Annotated in this window: 10 protein-coding genes; 8 read left to right on the top strand and 2 right to left on the bottom strand. The window is 69.0% G+C overall.

Going from position 1 to position 21,291, the window contains the following annotated elements:
• Nucleotides 1-35: 35 nt before the first annotated feature.
• Both PSQ21_RS01120 and PSQ21_RS01115 read right to left on the bottom strand, forming a co-directional pair.
• Nucleotides 36-215: a nucleotidyltransferase domain-containing protein gene (locus PSQ21_RS01120; protein WP_274028488.1), complete on the bottom strand. Its 180-nt coding sequence runs from the start codon at nucleotides 213-215 to the stop codon at nucleotides 36-38.
• Between the two features lie 417 nt (nucleotides 216-632).
• A complete protein-coding gene (locus PSQ21_RS01115; protein WP_274028487.1) occupies nucleotides 633-2,243 on the bottom strand; it encodes a hypothetical protein in 1,611 nt (536 codons plus the stop codon).
• Between the two features lie 593 nt (nucleotides 2,244-2,836).
• On the opposite strand from PSQ21_RS01115, the gene PSQ21_RS01110 reads away from it, so the two are divergent.
• The 8 genes from PSQ21_RS01110 (at nucleotide 2,837) to PSQ21_RS01075 (ending at nucleotide 21,264) form a co-directional block, all read left to right on the top strand.
• Nucleotides 2,837-5,401: a DUF6603 domain-containing protein gene (locus PSQ21_RS01110; protein WP_274028485.1), complete on the top strand. Its 2,565-nt coding sequence runs from the start codon at nucleotides 2,837-2,839 to the stop codon at nucleotides 5,399-5,401.
• Entirely contained in the window at nucleotides 5,398-7,785 is a 2,388-nt protein-coding gene (locus PSQ21_RS01105) for a hypothetical protein (protein WP_274028484.1), read from the top strand. Before PSQ21_RS01110 ends, PSQ21_RS01105 begins: the two co-directional genes overlap by 4 nt.
• Nucleotides 7,782-11,741 (top strand): hypothetical protein, encoded by a 3,960-nt coding sequence (locus tag PSQ21_RS01100; RefSeq protein ID WP_274028483.1) that lies wholly within the window; start codon nucleotides 7,782-7,784, stop codon nucleotides 11,739-11,741. Before PSQ21_RS01105 ends, PSQ21_RS01100 begins: the two co-directional genes overlap by 4 nt.
• Nucleotides 11,738-12,805, top strand: a complete 1,068-nt coding sequence (locus PSQ21_RS01095) for a hypothetical protein (protein WP_274028481.1) — start codon at nucleotides 11,738-11,740, stop codon at nucleotides 12,803-12,805. Before PSQ21_RS01100 ends, PSQ21_RS01095 begins: the two co-directional genes overlap by 4 nt.
• 62 nt (nucleotides 12,806-12,867) lie before the next feature.
• On the top strand, nucleotides 12,868-14,625 hold the full coding sequence (locus PSQ21_RS01090) for a hypothetical protein (protein ID WP_274028480.1): 1,758 nt from the start codon (nucleotides 12,868-12,870) through the stop codon (nucleotides 14,623-14,625).
• 334 nt (nucleotides 14,626-14,959) lie between these two features.
• Entirely contained in the window at nucleotides 14,960-16,192 is a 1,233-nt protein-coding gene (locus tag PSQ21_RS01085) for a hypothetical protein (protein ID WP_274028478.1), read from the top strand.
• Nucleotides 16,193-16,684: 492 nt separating this feature from the next.
• A complete protein-coding gene (locus PSQ21_RS01080; protein ID WP_274028477.1) occupies nucleotides 16,685-19,507 on the top strand; it encodes a PQQ-dependent sugar dehydrogenase in 2,823 nt (940 codons plus the stop codon).
• The gene (locus PSQ21_RS01075; protein WP_274028476.1) at nucleotides 19,504-21,264 is read left to right on the top strand and encodes a ThuA domain-containing protein; all 1,761 of its coding nucleotides are present in this window, start codon (nucleotides 19,504-19,506) and stop codon (nucleotides 21,262-21,264) included. Before PSQ21_RS01080 ends, PSQ21_RS01075 begins: the two co-directional genes overlap by 4 nt.
• Nucleotides 21,265-21,291: the final 27 nt, after the last annotated feature.

Below are 21,291 nucleotides of genomic sequence, written 5' to 3'. Positions count from 1 at the left end.
GAAGATCACCGCGTTCGTGAGCAGGGCGTTGAATTTCATCGCCTTCTCCTGCTCGACGGGGTCGTTGTCGGCGATGCCGCCTCATGGTCTCGCGTGACCTTGCCCAGGAAGGAATCCATGGCCCATCCGCCGAGAAGCCACACCTCGACCTCAAGAAATCCGGCAACCTGCACGGTCTCAGTGATCAGGCGAAGCTGTTGATCAGCACGTCCCATGTCCACAGTTGGAGCCGCCGACGCGCCAGGGTTTCAGAGGAACTGCACTGCTACGACACGCTTCTGTGGTCGGTGCAGGAACTCGAATACACCAACAACGCCCTATGGGAACAGCTTGCCAACGGTCCGTCCGCCGCCCCCTCTTCGCCCCGGCCCGGCAAGAGGCGTCGCCGGCCACTGCTGGCCCCCAACCGGACACGCGAGCACCACTTCTCGCGTACGCAGAGCCTGCCGTCGCGATCGGGGCCAGGAGGGAGTGGCTCCCGCTTCCCGCACGGGTTTCGAGCCGGCAGCCCGCCACGAGGCGTGCGGGCGCCGCTGGCGGACTACGGAGATGGCGAAGCGTTCTCGACCGACTCGCCGCCGTCCCCACTCACTGGCAGTCGTGCCGTGACACCTCCTTCTGACCCGTCCGTGTCACGGGGTGGCAAGATCGTTGCCCTCCCTGGAGCCCGTCGGGGAGCTGCAGGCCAGGGCGATTTCAACGTGCTCCGTCTTGACGGTGAGCGCGAGGACCTGCCCCGCAGCGCTCCGGGTGTACAGCAGGTCCGCGTTGCTGACGGCCGGTGCCATCTCGCTCAGTTCTTCCGGGAGGTCCTCGGGTGGGATGGAGAAGCAGCGGGCGAGGTCAGCGAGCCGGATCGGCTCCGGTGCGGCCAGGGAGGCCGTCAGATCCCAACCGTCGGTTGCGGTATGGATGAGGGCTCCGGACAGCAGGAGCGGATCGGCCTCGGGATCGTCCTGATTTCGCAGTGCGAGGTATGCCGCCAATGCCACCGCGCGACCTGTGGCGCACTCCAGGGTCACGACCGCGTCCGCCGTCATGCCGGAGACGTCCATCGCCACGCCCAGGCTGACTTTCCAGGACGTCCACTGATCGCTCACCACGCTCTCGAACGCCACCTCGCGTAGCTTCAGGTTCCGTACCCAGTCCGGTAGTTCGACCGGGATCTTCCAGGTCTCGCTTGCCCAGCTCAGGAGGCCGGCCATCTCCACCCCATGGGCGCTCCCGAGGTAACGGCGGTAGTCGCAGCCGCCGTCGTTCCATGTGGCGTCGACGGTAAGGGGCACTACCGTGTTGCCGATCGTGACGCTCGACGGCGTTGGGGAGGTGGCCGGGAGTGTCTGGAACGAGGTCCTGTCGCGAGGAATTTTCGCGCTGACAGGGCAGTTCCTGCTTCTGCTCGCGGCCTGCCGCAGGGTGTTTCCCGTTGTGTTCCTGACGTAGTCGTTTTTGGAGGGGGTCCCGTTTTTTCCGATGGCTCTCCGCACGTAGGCCCAATCAGGGGGGATTTTTGTCCAGGCTGTGTCCGCGACTTTCTGGGGATAGCTGACGGCTGCGGATCCGTATTCGAACAGCCGGCGGTAGTTCTGGAAGAAAATCTCGAGCCTCGGGACGTATTGCGGCTTGAGCGTACGTTCCGTTCCGTTGATGTTCTGCCCAGGCACGAGGAGCTCACGGCACGTCAGCAGCTGGCTGACTGCGGGTGGCTTTGCTTCGTCGGCCAGGTAGATCTCGGGATCGTCTTGTGGATCGTCCACGCGGCCGGCTCGGTTGTCGGCCACTCGGTATGGTTCCGGGCCGATGATCAGGTTTCCCGGACACCAGGCGAAGACCTGGCGAAACTCTTCCTTCTGCTCCACGTATTCACCTGCCGCGCCTCCCTCGTGGGAGATCTTCTTGTCCTTCAGTGCGCGCAGGAAATTCACGAGTGCCCCTTTGTCCCCAATGGCGGCCAGCGGGGCAGCGTTGACGTATTTGATCAAAGAGTCGAAGAATTTCTCCACGGATTTGGGTAGTTGGTCCGTGTCGCTTCCATAGAAATGGTCGACTGCGAAATTCCAGTAGTGGAGGATGTCTTTGCAGGGGAGGAGGTGGTGCCGTGCGAGCGTCACGCCTGTTCCCGCGGCGCCGACGCTGCGCGCTCTGTACAGATTCTGCTGATCACGCTCCGCCATGACGGCGGGAACGGAGGTCTCGTCGAGGTACGGGTATCCAGGTCGGCCCGTGCCGAATCTGAGGTCCATCGATGGCAAGGTCGCTCCTTGCGGCGGGAGACCCGGCGCGCCGGGTCCGTGGCTGAGGGGGAATACGGGACGCGGTCCGAAGCCGTGGGGCTCTGCGGGGCAGACCCGCTCACAGACGCTCTTCGCCTTCGTGCGGCGGTGTCCGGGGCTGCGGCACGAGCGTCTCCGGCTGGTCCGGACCTCTGGGGCCGAGGCTGCCGCGCACCGCGCCCGCTCCACCGGGCCGTCCGGTCCTGTGGGAGGGGCGGCGCCAACCCTCCCACAGGGGCCGTGGACGCACGGCACGGCGCGCCGGTCTCCCCGCACGGTCTGACCACCCTCGCAGTCCGGGGTACGGCCTGGGGACACCGCTGCACCGGGGCGAAGACCCTCCCTTCCCGGCCCTCGGCCCCAGCGCACGGGCACGCATGGCGCGCGCCCTCTCCGCGCTACTGGGCGCCGCCCGGTGATCGGGTGATCTCCTCCGTAGCCGTGGCGCTCGCGGCACGGGGCGCGAGGGTGTGCTGCACAGTGTGGCCACGAAACAGGGCGGTCCGCACGGGCCGCCGCCGTGCCTGGCCGGGCACGGTGTGGTCATCAGGAGGCCGAGGGCCGTGGACGAGCGGGGCGAGCGTCGAGCCGTGGAGGCGGGTGGAGGGGGCGGGGGTACACCGCGCGCGTGGGCGGTGCTGGTGCGGGTCGATCTGAAGGCCGGGCTGAGGGGTGTTCCGGTCGTGGGGGATCTGGTGCCTGTCGACGCGGATGTACGGCTGGAGGCGCTGTCGGCCGCGGCCATGAGCCAGGGCCAGGGACCGGACGAGGTACGGAATCTGAACGAGGCGCTCGCCCGAATCGGTTCGGGCGACCTGCTGGTTCCCACCGGCCTGAAGTCGCGCGTGGCGCTGGGTGTGACGGCATCGCTGGCGGGCAGGCGCGAAGACCTGTGGGCGATGCGGAGCGCCTCAGGCAGAAGCCTCACGGCCACCGACGGGCATCCGCGCGACGGCACCGCGGGGGCGATCGTGTGGGTCCCGGTGGGACGCGGGCTGGGGCCGGTGCGCCTGGAGCGCCTCGGCGTGCAGTACAAGGCGCCCCCGGCCACCGTGTGGGTGCTCGCGGACGCCTCGGTCGAACTCGCTGGGCTCACGTTCGCTGCTGACGGGATGGGCCTGGGCATCCCGGTGAAGGACCCCGCTCACGTGACGGCGCGGCTGGACGGCTTGGGTCTGGCCTGGGACCGGCCGCCGCTGAAGGTCGCGGGCTCGTTCCTGCTACGTGACAAGCCCGGGTACAGCGTGATGATCGACGGCGCGGCCGCTGTCGAGACGCCGGCGCTGGCGCTGGTTGCGGTGGGCGGGTACGCGCAGAAGATCGGAGAGGGACCGTCGGTGTTCGTCTTCGGTCGCCTCGCGCTGAAGAACGGTCAGGGAGTGGGGCCGCCGCCGTTCCGTATCACCGGCGCCGCAGCCGGATTCGGCTTCAACAGCACGGTGCGTGTCCCCGGGGCGGAGGAGATCTGCGACTTCCCGCTGATGCCGGCGGGCGCAGACCATCTGCTGTCCGCGCCGCTGGCCTACCTGGAGAAGCTGACCGGCGCCACGGGCTCCGGCAGGCCGTGGATCAGCCCGGCTCCGGGACGGGCGTGGCTGGCCGCCGGCATCGACTTCGACTCCTTCAAGTTCCTCAAGGGGAGCGCCCTGGCTCTGGTGGACTTCGGCACCGGGGCGGACAAGGACTTCACCCTCGCTCTGCTCGGTCACTTGGAAGCGGAGTTCCCCAACAGCTCCCAACCGTTCGCCAAGGTCGGCTTGGACCTCGCCGCCTCCTACTCCTCGCGCACCGACATGCTGGGTGTCTTCGCGAAAATCTCACCCGGCTCGTTCGTCGTGCACGAGTCGTGCCGGCTCTCCGGCGGCGCGGCGCTGTGCGTGTGGTTCGGCGCCAGCGCGCATCCCGGGGATTTCGTCGCCACGGTCGGCGGCTACCACCAGGACTTCAGCAGACCGTCGCACTACCCCGACGTAGGCCGCCTGGAGCTGTCCTGGTCGGTGTCGGACAATGTGTCGATGCGCGGATCCTGCTACGCCGCGTTGACACCGGCGGCGTTCATGGTCGGCACGGAGGTGAAGGTCAGTTTCCACGCGGGGCCGATCAGCGCGGGCTGCGAGGTGGGCATCGACGCGCTGATCCAGTGGGATCCGTTCTTCTTCGAGGTCACCGCGCACGCTGACATCTGGGTGGAGCTGGACGTCTTGTTCACGTTGCGGGGGACCTTCGGGGTCGGCGTGGACTTCTGGGGGCCGCCCACCGGCGGTATCGCCACCGTGCATGCCCTGGGCTGCAGCTTCGACATCTCCTTCGGCGAGGACCGCCCCCGTAAGCGCCCGCTGCTCAGTTGGAAAGAGTTCACCGAACGCCGTCTGCACGACCCGGTGGTCGAGGTCCATCCGGTCACCGGCCTGCTGCCCGCCGGCGGCACCGGCGAGGACGCGATCTGGCAGATGTCCCACGACGCGTTCAGCCTCACCACCCGCAGCGCCGTGCCCGTCACCCACGCCAGGCTGCGCAACGGCCAGGAGCACCGGGCGCCGGCCGGCTGGAAGGACAGCGGCCCCATCCCGGTCAGACCGGTGGGCCTGGACGCGGTGACCTCCACGCACACCGTGGAGGTCACCCACAACGGGCAACCGTACGATGTCGAGAAGAACCGGTGGCAGGTCGACAGGATCACCGGCCCGGTTCCTCTGGGGCTGTGGGGCACTCCGCTCGGCGACGACGAGCCGTCCCTGCCGTCCGGCGAGGAGACCACCGAAGCGGTCACGGGCCTGAGGCTGACCGTGCCGCCCGCCCCCCAGGACGACGCCGGCCTGGCCACCACCGAGAAGACCCTGGCCTTCGAAGACACCGACGGCCCCGTTCTTGCGCTGCCCGTCCGGGCGAGTCCCGTCCCCGCGGCCGTGGAACGACCCGGCGTGCGGGCCATGATCGCCGCCGACGTCGCGGGTGCGGGAGCCACCGGGCGCACTGCGCTTGTCGACCAGCTCGCCCAGTGGGGCCTGGCGCCCACCAGCCAGGGACAGCCCTGTCCGCAGGACGCCCTGTGCGAGTACTCCGACCACTTGTGGGTGTACCTGCGCAGTGAGCCGTTGCTGTGCCAGGACAAGAAAGGCGCCTCGTGACCCTGACCGCCCCCTCCCCGCTGGACGCAACCGACCGACGCCTGCTGCTGCAGAACGAGGCGTCCGTAGCGGTGCAGGCGGGAACCTACAAGGTGGCCGTCGCCACCGAAGTCGCCGGCCACGGCGTCAGCGGTGCCCGTAGGGACGCCTCGCACGAGTTGACGGTAGCCGGCCCGCGCTTCGCCTTGGAGGCCGCCGCTGTCGAATCGCTCTATCCCCCGCCCGGTTCCTCTGCCGACTACCGCCAGACGATGGCCCACCTCGCGCTCGCCGAACCGTCACTGCCGTGGCAGCGGTCCGCGGACGCCGGCTCCACGCCATGGCTGGCCCTGGTCGTCCTCAGTGCGACAGACCTGCGCGCCGATCCGGTCACGGGCAAGACCTGGGTTGAGTGCGAGATCAAGGACTTCCTGGCCGAGTGCGCCGCCCCGAAGGACGGGGTGCTGCTTCCCACACTGGGGCCCGAAGAACTCCCGAAGGGGGTGACCCTGTGCCGGACCGTCGAGATGTCGGCCGAGGTGTTCACCGACGTCCTGCCACGCCTGGGCGAGACGGCCAAGCTGGTGTTCGTGCGGCGCGTACGCGAGGACGCCGACCGTGCGTGGGCCGACGGTACGACAGGCCCCGGCAAGGCCACCGAACACGCCACTTCCGTCGTACTGTCCGCGCGTCTGCCCCACACCGCGGGCGACTACAGCGCCCACCTCATCTCCCTGGAAGGAATGGGCGCTCACCTCCACGGCACCTGGCCCCTGACCCACCGGAACACGACCGTGCGCACGGTGAAGATGCTGTCGCTGTACTCGTGGTCCTTCCACCACGACCCCGATGCCAAGGGCTCCTTCGAGGACGCCGTCAAAGAGCTGGCCACCCGAAGCGGCAACGACCTCCTGCTGCGCCTGCCCGTGCCCGGCGGATCCCACCAGGACACCACTGCCGGCGCCGCCGCCCGCAAGCGGCTCAGCGCGGGATGCGTACCCGTCGCCCACCGGCTGCCGACCGGGGAGCGAACCGTGGCCTGGTACCGCGGACCGTTCACCCCCGTCCTGCCTGCTCCGCCGCCCTTCACGGCGGAGAAGCTGACCTGTGAGACGAACGCTCTGGCCTATGAGCCGGAACACGGCATGTTCGACGTCAGCTACTCCAGCGCGTTCGCCCTCGGCCGCTTCCTCACCCTGGCCGACCCCGCCCTCAACCAGGCCCTGACCTTGCTGCGCAAGGATGCCCTCGCCACCGTGCACACGGCTGTCGTTCAGGGCGCCGCTCGCCACGGGCCTGACGGGCCCGCCGCCCGCGAGGCCCTTGCCCGGGCCCGTACGGCACCCGCTCCGTCCGGGCCCGGCAGCTCCCCGCGAGTGGCCCGCCACCTGCGGGCCACCGGCAGCGCCAGGCGCGACCTCGAAGCGCTCCTCGCGGCCCGCATGACCCGCGCTGCCTCCGCGCCCACCCCCGTTCCGGCCCTGGAAGCGGACGGCGAGGCAGCGCAGGAGCGAGCAGACGTGCGCGCCGAGCTGCGGGCGGTGCTGCGGGCCCCGCAGGGATCAGCGCTGGCCGGTTTCGTCTCCCACGTGGTGGACGTGCACGCCGCGGTCATCGACGACTCGCTGTGCGCGCGCAAACTGCTCCAGGCCGTGCCGCTGGACCACCTGGTGCCCGACCCGCGTCTGCTGCCCGAGGAGAGCATCCGGTTGTTCGCCGTGGACGGCACGTGGCTGTCCACCATGGTCGCCGGCGCCGTCCAGATGGGCCAGGCCACCTCCCTCGATCACAGTGTCGGCCAGCATCTGCGCAGAAGGCTCCTGAGCACCTTCGCCCTGCCGAAGTACGGCATGCTGGTGCGCTCCCGTGTCGTACGGGACTGGCCCGCGCTCATCATCGAGGCCGTCGACGGCACGCTCGCGAGACCGGTTCTCTTCAGCCCTCCACGCCGTCTCGCGCCCGATCTGCTGCTCGCCCACTTCACCGCCGCGCCTGGCCGCATCGTCCTGCGCCGGCCCGCCGAACAGCCGCACTACGGCCTGGACGGCGAGGACACCGTCAAGCTGCGCAACCTCGCCGACGCCCGCCACCTCGGGCAGACCCTGCACAATCACGACTGCGGCGGCATCCTCGACTTGCGGCGCACCGGCTGCGCCACCGGACAGCCGACCGAAACGCTGACCGTTCTCACCGAAGACGCCACGCGGAAGTGCCTCAACCGGGCCCTGCGCAACGCCCTGTCCGACCAAGGCCAGTGGTACACCGACGAGGCGAACAAGAACCGGCAGGAACTGACCGCGGCCGAGATGGGGCTGCAGCTCCTGGACACCACCGCCCGCCTGGTCCTCTCCCGTGCCGACGATGCGAGCGACCTCGACGTATCCACCACGGAGGCCACATCGTGACCGGCGCTGACACCACGCTGATCGTGCCCGTCCAGACCAGTGCTCTGGCTGTCAACGACCAGGTGCGCACCGAACGCTTCCACCGCATGCCGCCCGCCTTCCCCCAGCCCGGGCAAATGCGCGAGGACCCCGTGGGCAACCTCGCCTCCCAGGACACCCGCTGGTCCAACAGCCCTCGCAGCAACGGCGTCTACCTGCAATGGGACGTGCCACACGCCCTCACTCGCGCCCGCGCGGACCTCACCACGACCGCACAAGACCCCCACCAGGAGGCGGGACTGGCCCGCCTGACCTACCCTCTGGTCCCCAACCGGTGGCTGATCGTGCGCATCCACCGCACTCCCGCCCCCGACAGCGGCACCGCCCCGCCTCCAGCCGCCGCCGCATGGCTGGTGCAGAGCGACTACCTCGACTTCGACGCCTCTGACCCCCTCAATCCGGGCACGCCTTATCTGTGGCAGGGGCGTGAGGTGGCCATCGGCGCCGCCCGCGACCTGGACAAGGACGGATGGCAGGCGGTCGAACAGGCCCAGCTCAGCGGCGCCCGGTTCCTCACCGCCGACGGCTGTGGTCTGCCCGCCTTCCACCTCCTGCAGCACTACAACCAGAACGTCTTCTCCGTCCACGACCCCCTCACCGGCGTCAACGGCAAACCGCTGCCGGACGGCACCGTCAGCTACCTCGTCGCCGGCTGGTACTCACACTCCGCCGACGACCCCCTCACCTCGACGTCGCAGGGAACCGGCCCGCTGGACGCACTACTGAAATTCCACGGCCTGTACACGGACGCCCTCGATCAGCGGGCCAAAACCGCGGCCGGACTGCGCCTGCTGGGCTGGACGGCACCCGACGCCCGCCACCTCACCCACACCCTGTACACCGGCACGGTGCTGGCCCTCACCTGGAAGAACAAGGACGACTGGCCCTCGGCCAAACCCGGTAACAACACCGGCCAGGTCCACGTCGCCCTGGGCATCAACACCGCCGACGCCCGCGACGCCCTGCGCGCCCAGCAGGGGCTGCCCGCCACCGAACGGCTCCTGCACCGTGCCTTCGACAGCGCCCGCCTGGAGATCCTGGACCAGGTCCTCGACGACGGCAGCGACGCCTTGCGCGACATCGAGCATGACGCCTGCTTCACCGCGAGCCCGGCCGGCTGCCACTGGACGATCGCTGAGACCCCCGTCGCCGACGGCAGCAAGGCCGGTGCGCGCCCGCCCACCGCGCTGACCGACGGGCAGCGTGCCGCGTTGGACGAACTCAACGCCGAGCAGCTCGCTCACGACCAGACGGCCCGTGAACTCGCCGACGCCCAGCGCCGTCTGTACGACCTGTGGTGGCTGGCCGGCCTGTCCGCCTGCGCCGATCCCGAGCTGCGTGACCCCCGCGCGTGTCCGGACGCCCTGTTGCCCAGGCTGGACGCCCACTTGAACCCCGACCGAGACGGCCTCGCCGCCCAGGTCCGCGATCTGCGCGGCAAGCTCGCCGCGCTGCGGGCCAAGGTCCCGTCCGGAGCCCGGACCAAAGACCTCATCGACGCCATCGCGGCCCGCGCCCAGCGCATGAAACTCACGGCCGGACAGCGTCTGCAGTGCGTCATCCACCCCCCGTACCACCGTCCTCAGGACCCTGTGGTCCTTCTCCAGGGCGCGGGCACCGGCCCCGAACTCGCACCGCGCACCACCGTCGAATGCCGTTTCCACGAGCACCTCGTCGACAGAATTGAACCGCGTGAGGCCGGCCTGCCGCTCGCGCCGACGCTCCTGGCCGCCACGGCCGAGCCCGGCGATCCAGCCGGCCCCTGGCAGCCGATCACCTCCACCGAGGACTGGGCGCCACTGCTGCCCGTCCTGCGCGAGTTCCACGCCCTGGAGCAGGCCGCCGGCGACGCCCTGATCGCCACGCCCACCCCCACCGACGTGCACTCCTGGGCCAAGGCACACCAGCACCGAGCCCACACCATGACGGGCTCCACCGACCCGATCTGGCCCTCGACGAACCTGTGGAACCAGCCGTGGGCCCCGCTGTTCCTGCTGTGGACCGCCCGCATCCGCGCACTTCCCGCGCACCCCCAAAAACCCGACCCCGCCGCACCCGGATGGCCAGGATGGCACTACGACGGACGCCACTGGCACCTGGACGTCGGCACCGAATGGCACCAAGGCACAAGCGGCCAATGGGAACTGGACGGTAAGGGCACAACCACGCCGGAAGACCTGGTCGGCCGCGCCCTCCTGACCCCCTTGCCGGACTTCCTGGTGAGCGGTCGCATCAGGGACTATCTGCACCGCCACCAGGACGCCGACCACGCCGTGCTGAACACCCTCCGGGACCAGGCCACCACCTCTCAGATCTGCCAGACCCTGGGCGGCCTCGGCGCCTACCTCGCCCAGTACCGAGCCGTGCCGCACAGCGACCCGCCCGAACCGCGCCAAGACCTGTCCGCCCTCCTGCGCCCCACATGGGCCGTGCCCAGCCCCGGCCCTGACACGCCCCCGTGGGGCCGACCGGTCGCGGCAGGGCAGTTCGTACTCACCGAACTCGTCATCGTCGACCGCTTCGGCCGCGGCTACGACCACATCAACCCCCACACCCTCCACCGCTCCACGCCGGCCCGCTCCACCGACCTGGCACCCAACACCGCCCACCCCGCAGGACACACACCCCGCCCCGGCGACCACGACGGCAAGCTCCTGGCCCTCGACGAGACCCACCCAGGTGCCTGCATCCAGCTCCAACCCCGCATCCAGCAGCCCGCGCGCACCCGCTTCGAACTCGTCAGCCCCACCGACGACCACCTCGTTCTGTCCGCCGAAGCCGCCCCCACCCCCGCCGGCACCCCCGACAGCGGGCCCGTCTGCGGCTGGCTCGTCCCCGACCACCGCAACAACACGCTCGCCGTCTACGCAGCCGACGGCACCGGACTCGGTGAAATCCTCATCACCGGCCCGGACGACGCCCCCCGCCCGGACTGGCGCCCCCTCCCCGGCTCCCCCTGGCTGACGACCGACCACCTGCGGCACGCCGACTTCGCCCACCGCCACCCCCACCTCGGCCCCCTCATCCAGGAGCTGTTCGCCGGCAGTCCCACCGATGTCCTGCACGCCTGCACCGACCTGCGCCACGTGATCGACGAAGCGCTCCTGGCCACCCACGCCCCCGACGACAGCCACACCACCCCCTGGACCCTCCTCGCCGGACGTCCCGTGGCCGTCGTCCGCGCCCGCCTGCGCATCGAACTGGCCGACACCCCCCACCCCCAGCCCACCTGGGAACACCTCCTGGACGGCCCGCTCCCCACCGACGCCAACCCCCTCCGCAGCACCACGTGGCCCATCCGCCTCGGCGACGCCGCACACCCCGGCGACGGTCTCATCGGCTACTACACCGCCCCGGACGGCAAACCCACCGACTACACCCGCCTGAACACCCCCTACACCGAGCCCACCGCCCATCACTACGCACGCCCCATCACCCCGCAGGCGTTCCCGACGGTCGTCGCCGAGAACACCCCGCACGGCGCCCGCCCCTCACCCGCGGCCACCGCCTGGGTGACCATGCTGGTCAACCCCTTCGTCCCGCTCAGCGCGCGCACCGGCATACTGCCCGCCGCCACCACCCGCGTCCCCGACAACGCCATCCGCGGCTCCCTGGCCCGCATCGCCCTGTGCGTTCCCACCGGCCCCCTCCTGGCCACCCTCGCCCCGCAGACCACCGACCCCGACCAGCCCCAACACCCCGAGTCGGCCACCGCCCTGGCGCTACCTTCGCCAGGCTCATGGCACGGCACCTGGACCTGGTGCGAACGCACCCCGCCCGGCGACAGCGCCCCCTGGGCACACCTGGACATCGGACACACCGACGCCCTCGCCCACCCACCCGGCACCGTCCCCGACGTCCGCACCGGCTACCTCACCCTCACCCGCCCCACCACGAACAATGAGACTGGCCAATGACTACGCCAACCGCCCTCACGTGCACGCTCGCCCCCCACGCCGACACACGGGCCCTGCGTCTGACGCTGATCAACACCACCGCCCAGCACGCCACCTGCACCCAGATCACCCTCACCCGCCACACCACCACCGTCGACTCCCCGGCCGCCCACGCCGAACCGGCCCCAGAAGTCACCGCGACCGACGGTTCCGTCTGGGAACCGCACCCCGACGGACAGCACCGCCACCACCTCCGCCCCAGCGCACCCACCGTCCTGGCCCCCGGCGCACGACTCCACCTCCTTCTCGACGGCCTGCGCCCCAGCCAGGGCAGTGCCCGCATCAGCGCCACCCCCTACACCCCCGACGGGGCCGCCCCGCAATCGGACCCGCACACCGTCACCTCCGGCACCGAGACCATCACCGGCTTCTGGAGCGACACCGCCCACGTCGCCCCCGGCAAAGACTTCACCCTCAACTGGACCGCCGCCCTACCACTCCCACCCGGCCTGAAGTTCCACCTGTGTTACGGCGATCAACTTCCCATCGACGTCACTCACCAGACGAAACCTGACAAGGGCGCGGCGAAAGGGACCTGGACCTGCAAAGAAGGCGTCCAGGACACAACCGCCTTCGCGTTGCTGGCCACCCACACCCTCAACAACGACACCATCACCAGCGGGCGCACCATGGCCATCAGCGTCAGCACACCCAACCTGACCACCGGCCAACTGCGCGCGGACGGGAAAGTCGCTCTCCTCACCGAACCCGTCACGCTGATCGACGACACCAAGGCATTGGGCACGCCGCAGAGTGTCGAGAAGAAGGCGGGTACCGACGGCTTCATTGCCGCACGCATCCGCCCGGTCACCGGTGGCGCCAACGCCTTCGCTGCCGTCCAGGTCACCGCGCCCAACAAAGTCGCCCACCGTGCCGAAGCACTCTCTCCCGAGGCCACCACCCCGCGGAACCTGCTCGTCCCCGTCCCCCAGGGCTCCACACTCAACGTCCAGACCAGAACGGAGAAGGGCGACTACCTCGCCCAGGTCACCTGGTACCCCATGGGCCGCGGCAGCCTCGCATGACACAGCCCCCAGCCCCACCACCCCGCCACCGGACTCGACCCACCTCACGTCAGGAGAACCGCATGACCGAGACCACGCCCGGGTCCATCGACGCGTGGAACAAGGTTCCCACCCCCGATGCCCCCGGCCTGACCGGCGTCGTCTCCCGCCCCGACAAGAGCCTGTGGCTCTTCCGCGGCACCTTCATCGCCGACCTCGCGGACCCCACCCCGCACTGGCAGCATCTCAACGTCCGCTGGCCGGAACTGCGCTTCACCGCCGGCCGACACCCCTACAGGGCACCCTTCGTCGCTGAAGGCCGACTGTGGATGTTCCGCGGCGACCGCTACCTGAAGCTCGACCTCACCACCGGCCAGGTCGTCACCCCCGCCGACGCCGACCCCGCCAAGGAAATCAACCTGGACAAGACCTTCGTCCACGGCATCACCGCCGCCACCGCCATCAGCGACACCGAGGTCTACCTCTTCAACGGCGCCACCTACTACCTCTACAACTTCGAACACGGCGCCGCCACCACCTCCTCCCGCACACTGGACCTCGCCCCCTTCCGCAAAGTGCTCCCGGAAGGCTTCTCCCCCCGTATCGACGCCGTCGGCGCGACATCAGGGCCTTCCGACCCACCGAGTCTCCTCGTCACGTCCTTCTCTTCCAGCTGCAAAGCAACAGCGCACGAAAAGGACGCGCAGCTGCAACTCGGCGACGCTTCCAAAGAATCCCAGTACAACTGGTCCTTCGGCCCTGTTCCTACTTTCTGTATCCCGCTGTACAAGGTGATCGGTTACGGCAGCTTCGCACGGATCGAGATGCGTCCGGTCGACCTCTCCGGAAGCACGGTCGACACCAAAGAACCCGCGCACGTGCGTTCCGAGAACCGGTTGGACACCGTGGCCTTCGGACAAAATTCCAGCACGGGTTTCTTTCTGATTCAAGATCACCGGATCTACCCGAAGAAGGAACTCTTCAGTTCTCGCGCCTCCATGGCCCTGGATTTGAAGAAATCAGTGTCCCTGAAAGTGGAGAAAATGAACTACACCAGGGCCTGCCTCATTGCCGGAGAAACGCGCCTTCTCATTACCAGCAGGGACGATATCGTGGGAGGGGTAGGAGGGTTCATCGCTGTACCCAGGGTCGCTGACCTTCATAAGCTGGGGCCACTCGACGACAAGGACACCTATCCCCACATCGAACCGGGGGGCGACACCCCGTTCGTCGCCGTGCCCTGCGTCGGGGACGACTTCTACGTCGTCACCAGGGAATGGAAGACGGAAGCGGCCATGATGCACTGGTTCAACGCACCCAAGGACGGAGCGGTGGAGCTGAAAGGCCACAAGGTGTGGCCGTGGTTGCGGGCGCTCGGGATCTCTTTCGACGGCACCACCATCTATTACGTCTCCGGGGACGGGAAGTGTCTGTACCAGTCTCAGGCAAAAAAATGGGGCTACCCTGTCGAGCTGCTGAAGTATCCCGAGGACACCCTCTGGTACGCCGATCCGGTCGCCACCCCGGACGGTCGCGCCGTTGCTGTAGGGCGACGAAGCGCCAAGGTCGAGATCGTCTATACGGAATCAAAAGAACACAAAACTGTCACCCTCCCCGACTCTGGCTCCGCCGAAAACTGCCGCATCCAGTCACTTTTCGCAGATCCGAACGGGAATCTCCTCTTCGTGTTCCAGGCGTACGACAACGAACCACCCGAGGTTTTCGTCATCGACATCGACACGGCCGCCCTCGTGGATGTCGGGAAGCTCGACCTCAAATCCAAAGGCTTTGAAGGCCGTAGCTCCGTGGTCGCTGTGCCGTACTGGAACGACGCGGGATGATGACGAAGTCGCGGGCCGGATCGTACGTGCCGCCGTCGCCTCCACGATGGAGTCGCCCGTGGCCTCCCCGGCTCACAGGCCGTTCATGTGGGCAAGCCGGAGGATGCCGGTTCCACAACGGCGCGATGAACCAGCCTCGAACCGGTGCGCTCCGCCGCAGTCCTGCCCGCCGAGGCCGCGTATTCCTTTCACGCACCCAGGAGGCCGACGTGTCCGCCCACCCCCGCCCGCGCCCACCCATGACACCTCCGCCAGGCGCCGGTGTGCTCGCGGAGCCCACAGCGGCACACAACACGTCGGCCCCAGGGCTCCTCACAGGCAGCGGGCTCGTCCGATGACGCCGGCTGGCGCACGCCCCCAGCGTGTACGCGTCTCGGGCACGGACGACGGGACGCAACTGCTCGACTACGACGTCTACACCGCGCCCAACCCGCTGGACGCGTCCGAGAAGAGCGGCGCTGCACGGATCGGTTCCGTGAGCGTCAAGGTCTCCCTCGCTGCCGGAACACCCGTCGTCTGCAAACAGCTGACGTTCACTTTCCCGGTCGGGGACAAGGATACCGACCTCATTCCCGAGAACCACATCCGCGTCATCCATCCCGGATACCCCGGAACTTGGACCATCCGCCCCACGAAGACCTACGGTTGCTTCCTGGCCAAGCCGAAGAACACCAGTTACGGCACCATCTCCGCCGGCGACATTCCCCTGGAGTTCACCTTTCCCAACGTGGAGATCAACTCCGCTCACGGAACCGCCACCCTCGCCATCGAAGAAGTCGTCAACGACGTCACCAACCGCCCACCGCTCTTCGCCCTTCCCAAGGTTCCCGCCGGCATCGAGTTCCGCGACTTCCGGCCCGACGAATCAAGCGTGCACGCCGGTGCGGAGATCCATCTGTCCTGGAGAGCCCAACTACCCAAAGGGCACCAGGTCTACCTCCTCTGGAGCGGTCACCAGGAGAACGTCACCGGCAGGAACTCCTACGACGTGCACATCTACCGGACAACAGTCTTCCAACTCTGGGACTGTCCCCCCGAAACCCCCTCCACACCGCATCTGATCCAGCAGACCGTCGCCACCGTCTGCCACCCCTGGCTCTGGGCCGGGAACCTGACCGTCGGCGGCCCGGCCGACATCCTCCAGCCCGACCCCGCCCCGCACAGTCCACACGCTGATGACACCCCGCCGCTGGAGCTCCTCCAGAGCGAGATGTACGGCTCCACCGTCTCCCGTACCTACACAGCCGAAACCGACGGCCTGCTCACCGGCACCCTCCGCAGCTGCACCGACAGCGCGGACGGCACGCTCGCCATCGATGTCACCCCGCCGCACAGCAAGCTCGGGCATCATTACAAGATCAGGTGCCATGGCGCCGGCCACAAGGACCCGCGTAAGCCCGGCGACAACCTCGAAGCCCTCGTCCTCGCCGACAGCACCGTCAGGATCACCTGGACCCTGACCGACAACAAGCGCACCACCGACAAGGAAGGCGGCATTCCGGACTCCTTCCTCACCAGCCTCCACTGGCGCCCATGGGGCATCGGCTCACTCACCCCCACGTCTTGAACGCCTCATCCCGCCCCCCCCGCACCAGGTCCACGCCACTGCCGAGCGTGATTGATCGCTTCCGCCACCACCACCCACCCCTGAGCGGCGCGGACTGGCTTCCGTAGCTGACCGGCGCAAGGGGCAGCCCGCGCCGCCGGCCTGCACCCGCGCCGAGGACGGCGGCGCCGAATGGGTCTGAGCCACGCCCGATAGCGCCGGTTCTGGGAGAGGCGCACGCCCGTCGGCCCGTAAGTCCCGTTGAGGTCAGCGGAGTTGGCAACGGAGTTGGCGGAGCCGTGCGGGCGGCGGGCACTTTGTCCCCCCAGAGAATAAAGTTCTGGCCTGTGTCGTCAAAGGGGTTTCTGGTTGATGAAAAAGCCATTACCTTCCTGACCTGTACCGGACAACAGCGACGTGTGCCTCCCTCCCTCCAGGGCGCCCACGTCCCCCCGGCGCGACGGCGCGCGCCTGTGCCAGACCCCCCGCCCCGTTGACCCACGGAGGATGCGCGTGCACAGGAGACTCACCCGGCCCCTCGCGGCGCTCGCCAGCGCTCTGCTCGCCGCCGCGGGCGCCCTCACCTTCCAGCAGAGATCGGCCGAAGCCGCCCCCGCGGCACCGGAGTTCCAACAGGTCACCCTTGCCAAGGGGGTGGCCGAGACCGGCGAGCCGATGACGCTCGCCGTCCTGCCGGACCGGTCCGTCCTGCACACCTCGCGGGACGGCACCCTGCGCCGCACCGACGCCGGCGGCACCACCAAGGTCGCCGGCAAGCTGGACGTCTACTCGCACGACGAGGAGGGACTCCAAGGCGTCGGAGTCGACCCCGCCTTCACCACCAACCGCTTCGTCTACCTCTACTACGCCCCGAAGCTGAACACCCCCGCCGGGGACGCCCCCGCGACCGGCTCGGCCGCCGACTTCGCCCCCTTCGACGGGGTCAACCGGCTCTCCCGATTCGTCCTCAGGACGGACGGCACCCTGGACACCGCCAGCGAGAAGCGGGTCCTGGACGTCCCCGCCAGCCGAGGCCTGTGCTGCCACGTCGGCGGCGACATCGACTTCGACGCGCAGGGCAACCTGTACCTCTCCACCGGCGACGACAGCAACCCCTTCGCCTCCGACGGCTACACCCCCATCGACGAGCGGGCGAACCGCAACCCCGCCTACGACGCCCAGCGTTCGTCGGGCAACACCAACGACCTGCGCGGCAAGGTGCTCCGGATCAAGGTCAACGCCGACGGAGGCTACTCCATACCGGCGGGCAACCTCTTCGCCCCCGGCACCGCGAAGACCCGGCCCGAGATCTACGCCATGGGATTCCGCAACCCCTTCCGGATGACCGTCGACAAGCCCACCGGCACGGTCTACCTCGGCGACTACGGCCCCGACGCGGGTACCGCGAGCACCACCCGCGGCCCCGCCGGACAGGTCGAGTTCAACCGGATCACCAAGGCCGGCAACTACGGCTGGCCCTACTGCACCGGCAAGAACAACGCCTACGTCGACTACGACTTCGCCAACTCGACGTCCGGATCCGCCTTCTCCTGTTCCGCGCCGAGGAACACCTCGCCCAACAACACCGGCCTGACCGACCTCCCCGCGGCTCAGCCCGCCTGGGTCCCGTACGACGGCGGCTCGGTCCCGGAGTTCGGCAGCGGCTCCGAATCCCCCATGGGAGGCCCGGTCTACCGCTACGACGCGGCCTCGACCTCCCCGGTCAAGTTCCCCGAGAGCTTCGACGGGGACTTCTTCGCGGGCGAGTTCGGCCGCAAGTGGATCAAGCGCATCGAGCAGGCCGACGACGGCACCGTGCAGTCCATCAACGCCTTCCCCTGGCAGGGCACCCAGGTCATGGACATGGCCTTCGGACCCGACGGCGCGCTGTACGTGCTCGACTACGGCACCGGCTACTTCAACGGGGACGCGAACAGCGCGGTCTACCGCATCGAGAACGTGTCCGGCGGGCGCTCCCCACTCGCCGAGGCCAAGGCCGATCGCACCTCCGGCCAGGCCCCGCTCGCCGTGCGGTTCTCCTCGGCGGGGACCTCCGACCCCGACGGCGACCCCCTGAGCTACGCCTGGAAGTTCGGTGACGGCGGTACGTCGACGTCGCCCGACCCCACGCACACCTACACGGCCAACGGCCAGTACACCGCGGAGCTGACCGTCTCCGACGGTACCGGCCTGACCGCCACAGCCTCCGTCACCGTGACCGTGGGCAACACCGCACCCTCCGTGAAGCTGGAACTGCCCGTCGACGGCCGCATCATCGACCCGGGCGCCGCCGTTCCGTTCGAGGTGACCGTCACCGACCCGGAGGACGGCACCATCGACTGCTCGAAGGTCAAGGTCACCTTCATCATCGGTCACGACAGCCATGGCCACCCGCAGACCTCGGCCACCGGCTGCTCCGGAACCGTACAGACCATCGCCGACGGCGAGCACGACCCCAACGCCAATATCTTCGGCGTCTGGGACGCCGAGTACACCGACAAGGGAGCTGGTGGGCAGCCCGCCCTGACCACGCACGACGAGCACATCAGCCAGCCCAGCCACCGCCAGGCCGAGCACTACGGCGGCTCCGCCGGCGTGACGGTCGTCGACCACGCCGCGGCCCGGGGCGGCAAGACCGTGGGCAACATCGAGAACGGCGACTGGATCTCCTTCACGCCCTACGCCCTCGACAACGCCACCGAACTGACCGCCCGCGTCTCCTCCGCCGGAGCCGGCGGCACACTGGAGGTACGTGCCGGATCACCCACCGGCGCCCTGCTCGGCTCCGTGGCCGTCCCCGTCACCGGAGGCTGGGAGACGTTCCAGGACGTCTCCACGAACCTGACCAACCGCCCGGCCGGCACCACCACGCTCCACCTCGTCTTCAAGGGCGGCGGCGGAGCCCTCTTCGACGTGGACGAGTTCACCGTCACCACCTCCGGTTCGACGGGGCCGAGGGAGGGTGCTGTCACCGGTATCGGTGGCAAGTGTGTGGACGTGGCGGGTGGTGTGTCGGCGGACGGGACGCAGATCCAGCTGTTCACGTGCAATCAGTCGGCTGCCCAGAAGTGGACGGTGGGCACGGACAGTACGCTGCGGGCGCTCGGCAAGTGCATGGATGTCAGTGGTGCCGGTACGGCGAACGGGACCAGGATCCAGTTGTACGGGTGCAATGACACCGGGGCGCAGAAGTGGGTCCCGCAGAGCGACGGGACGCTGAAGAACCCCGCTTCCGGCAAGTGCCTCGACGCCGAGGGCGTCTCCTCGGCCGACCGCACCAGGCTGCATCTGTGGACCTGCGGGACCGGCGCCAACCAGAAATGGATCCTGCCATGAGCCGACGACCGCTCCGACCTCTCGGACACCTCGCCACCTGGGGCGCCTGCGGCCTGCTCGCCGCCACCGCCCTGCCCGCCGCCGTCTCCACGGCCGCGACTCCCGACACCCCCGCCCGCGTGGCGGCCGCCGCCGACCCCGCGTACGACGTCCTGGTCTTCTCCAAGACCGCCGGATTCCGCCACTCCTCCATCGACGAAGGCGTCACCGCCCTGCGCGACCTGGGTGCCGCCAACAACTTCACCGTCACCGCCACCGAGGACGCCGCCGCCTTCACCCCCTCGAACCTCGCCGGATACGAGGCCGTCGTCTTCCTCTCCACCACCGGCGACGTCCTCAACGCCACCCAGCAGACCGCCTTCGAGGGATACATCGCGGCAGGCGGCGGCTACGTCGGCATCCACGCGGCGGCCGACACCGAATACGACTGGGCCTGGTACGGAGGTCTGGCCGGGGCGCTGTTCAAGTCCCACCCGCACATTCAGCAGGCCACGGTCAACGTGGAGGACCGCGCCCACGACGCCACCGCCCACCTCGGCCCCAACTGGCAGCGGACCGACGAGTGGTACGACTACCGGAGCAACCCGCGCACCACCGCGCACGTCCTGGCCTCGCTCGACGAGTCCACCTACAGCGGCGGCACCATGGGCGCCGACCATCCCATCGCCTGGTGCAAGGACTACGCCGGCGGGCGTGCCTTCTACACCGGCGGCGGCCACACCGAGGACTCCTACACCGACCCCGCCTTCCGTCGGCACCTCCTCGGCGGCATCCGCTGGGCCGCGGAGCTGACGGAGGCCGACTGCCGCCCCGAGACCGGCTACATCACGCTCTTCGGCTCCTCGGGCACCACCGGCTGGAAGCAGGCCGGGCCCGGCTCCTTCACCCACGCCGACGCCACCCTCACCTCCCAGGGCGGTCTGGGCCTGTACTGGTACCAGGCCAAGGAGTACCGGTCGTACTCCCTCAAGCTCGACTGGCGGCAGAGCGGGGACGACAACAGTGGTGTCTTCGTGGGCTTCCCGGCCTCCGACGACCCGTGGTCGGCCGTCGACAACGGCTACGAGATCCAGATCGACGCCACCGACAGCCCCGACCGCACCACCGGCTCCGTCTACGGCTTCAAGTCAGCCGACCTCGCCGTCCGGGACGCGGCCCTGAATCCGCCGGGGGAGTGGAACACCTACGAGATCCGGGTCGAGGGCGAGCGCCTCCAGCTCTTCCTCAACGGCCGTAAGATCAACGACTTCACCAACACCGACCCCGCCCGCAGCCTCCAGCAGGGCCATATCGGCCTGCAGAACCACGGCGACGGCGACGACGTGTCCTTCCGCAACGTCCGGATCAAGGAACTCGGCGGTTCGACGGGGCCGAGGGAGGGTGCTGTCACCGGTATCGGTGGCAAGTGTGTGGACGTGGCGGGTGGTGTGTCGGCGGACGGGACGCAGATCCAGCTGTTCACGTGCAATCAGTCGGCTGCCCAGAAGTGGACGGTGGGCACGGACAGTACGCTGCGGGCGCTCGGCAAGTGCATGGATGTCAGTGGTGCCGGTACGGCGAACGGGACCAGGATCCAGTTGTACGGGTGCAATGACACCGGGGCGCAGAAGTGGGTCCCGCAGAGTGACGGGACGCTGAAGAACCCCGCTTCCGGCAAGTGCCTCGACGCCGAGGGCGTCTCCTCGGCCGACCGCACCAGGCTGCATCTGTGGACCTGCGGGACCGGCGCCAACCAGAAATGGGTCCTCCCCGGCTGAGTGACCCCTTGACACCGTCATCGGCGC

It is taken from the genome of Streptomyces sp. MMBL 11-1, from assembly GCF_028622875.1.
Lineage (GTDB): Bacteria > Actinomycetota > Actinomycetes > Streptomycetales > Streptomycetaceae > Streptomyces.
Note: the sequence above shows the minus strand (reverse complement) of the source record. Positions and strands in the feature narration are given on the sequence as shown.

What these genes read in the sequence shown, in the direction of transcription:
- PSQ21_RS01120 (WP_274028488.1), bottom strand. Translation starts at nt 215, where the DNA reads ATGGGACGTGCTGATCAACAGCTTCGCCTGATCACTGAGACCGTGCAG.
- PSQ21_RS01115 (WP_274028487.1), bottom strand. Translation starts at nt 2,243, where the DNA reads ATGGACCTCAGATTCGGCACGGGCCGACCTGGATACCCGTACCTCGAC.
- PSQ21_RS01095 (WP_274028481.1), top strand. Translation starts at nt 11,738, where the DNA reads ATGACTACGCCAACCGCCCTCACGTGCACGCTCGCCCCCCACGCCGAC.
- PSQ21_RS01090 (WP_274028480.1), top strand. Translation starts at nt 12,868, where the DNA reads ATGACCGAGACCACGCCCGGGTCCATCGACGCGTGGAACAAGGTTCCC.
- PSQ21_RS01085 (WP_274028478.1), top strand. Translation starts at nt 14,960, where the DNA reads ATGACGCCGGCTGGCGCACGCCCCCAGCGTGTACGCGTCTCGGGCACG.
- PSQ21_RS01075 (WP_274028476.1), top strand. Translation starts at nt 19,504, where the DNA reads ATGAGCCGACGACCGCTCCGACCTCTCGGACACCTCGCCACCTGGGGC.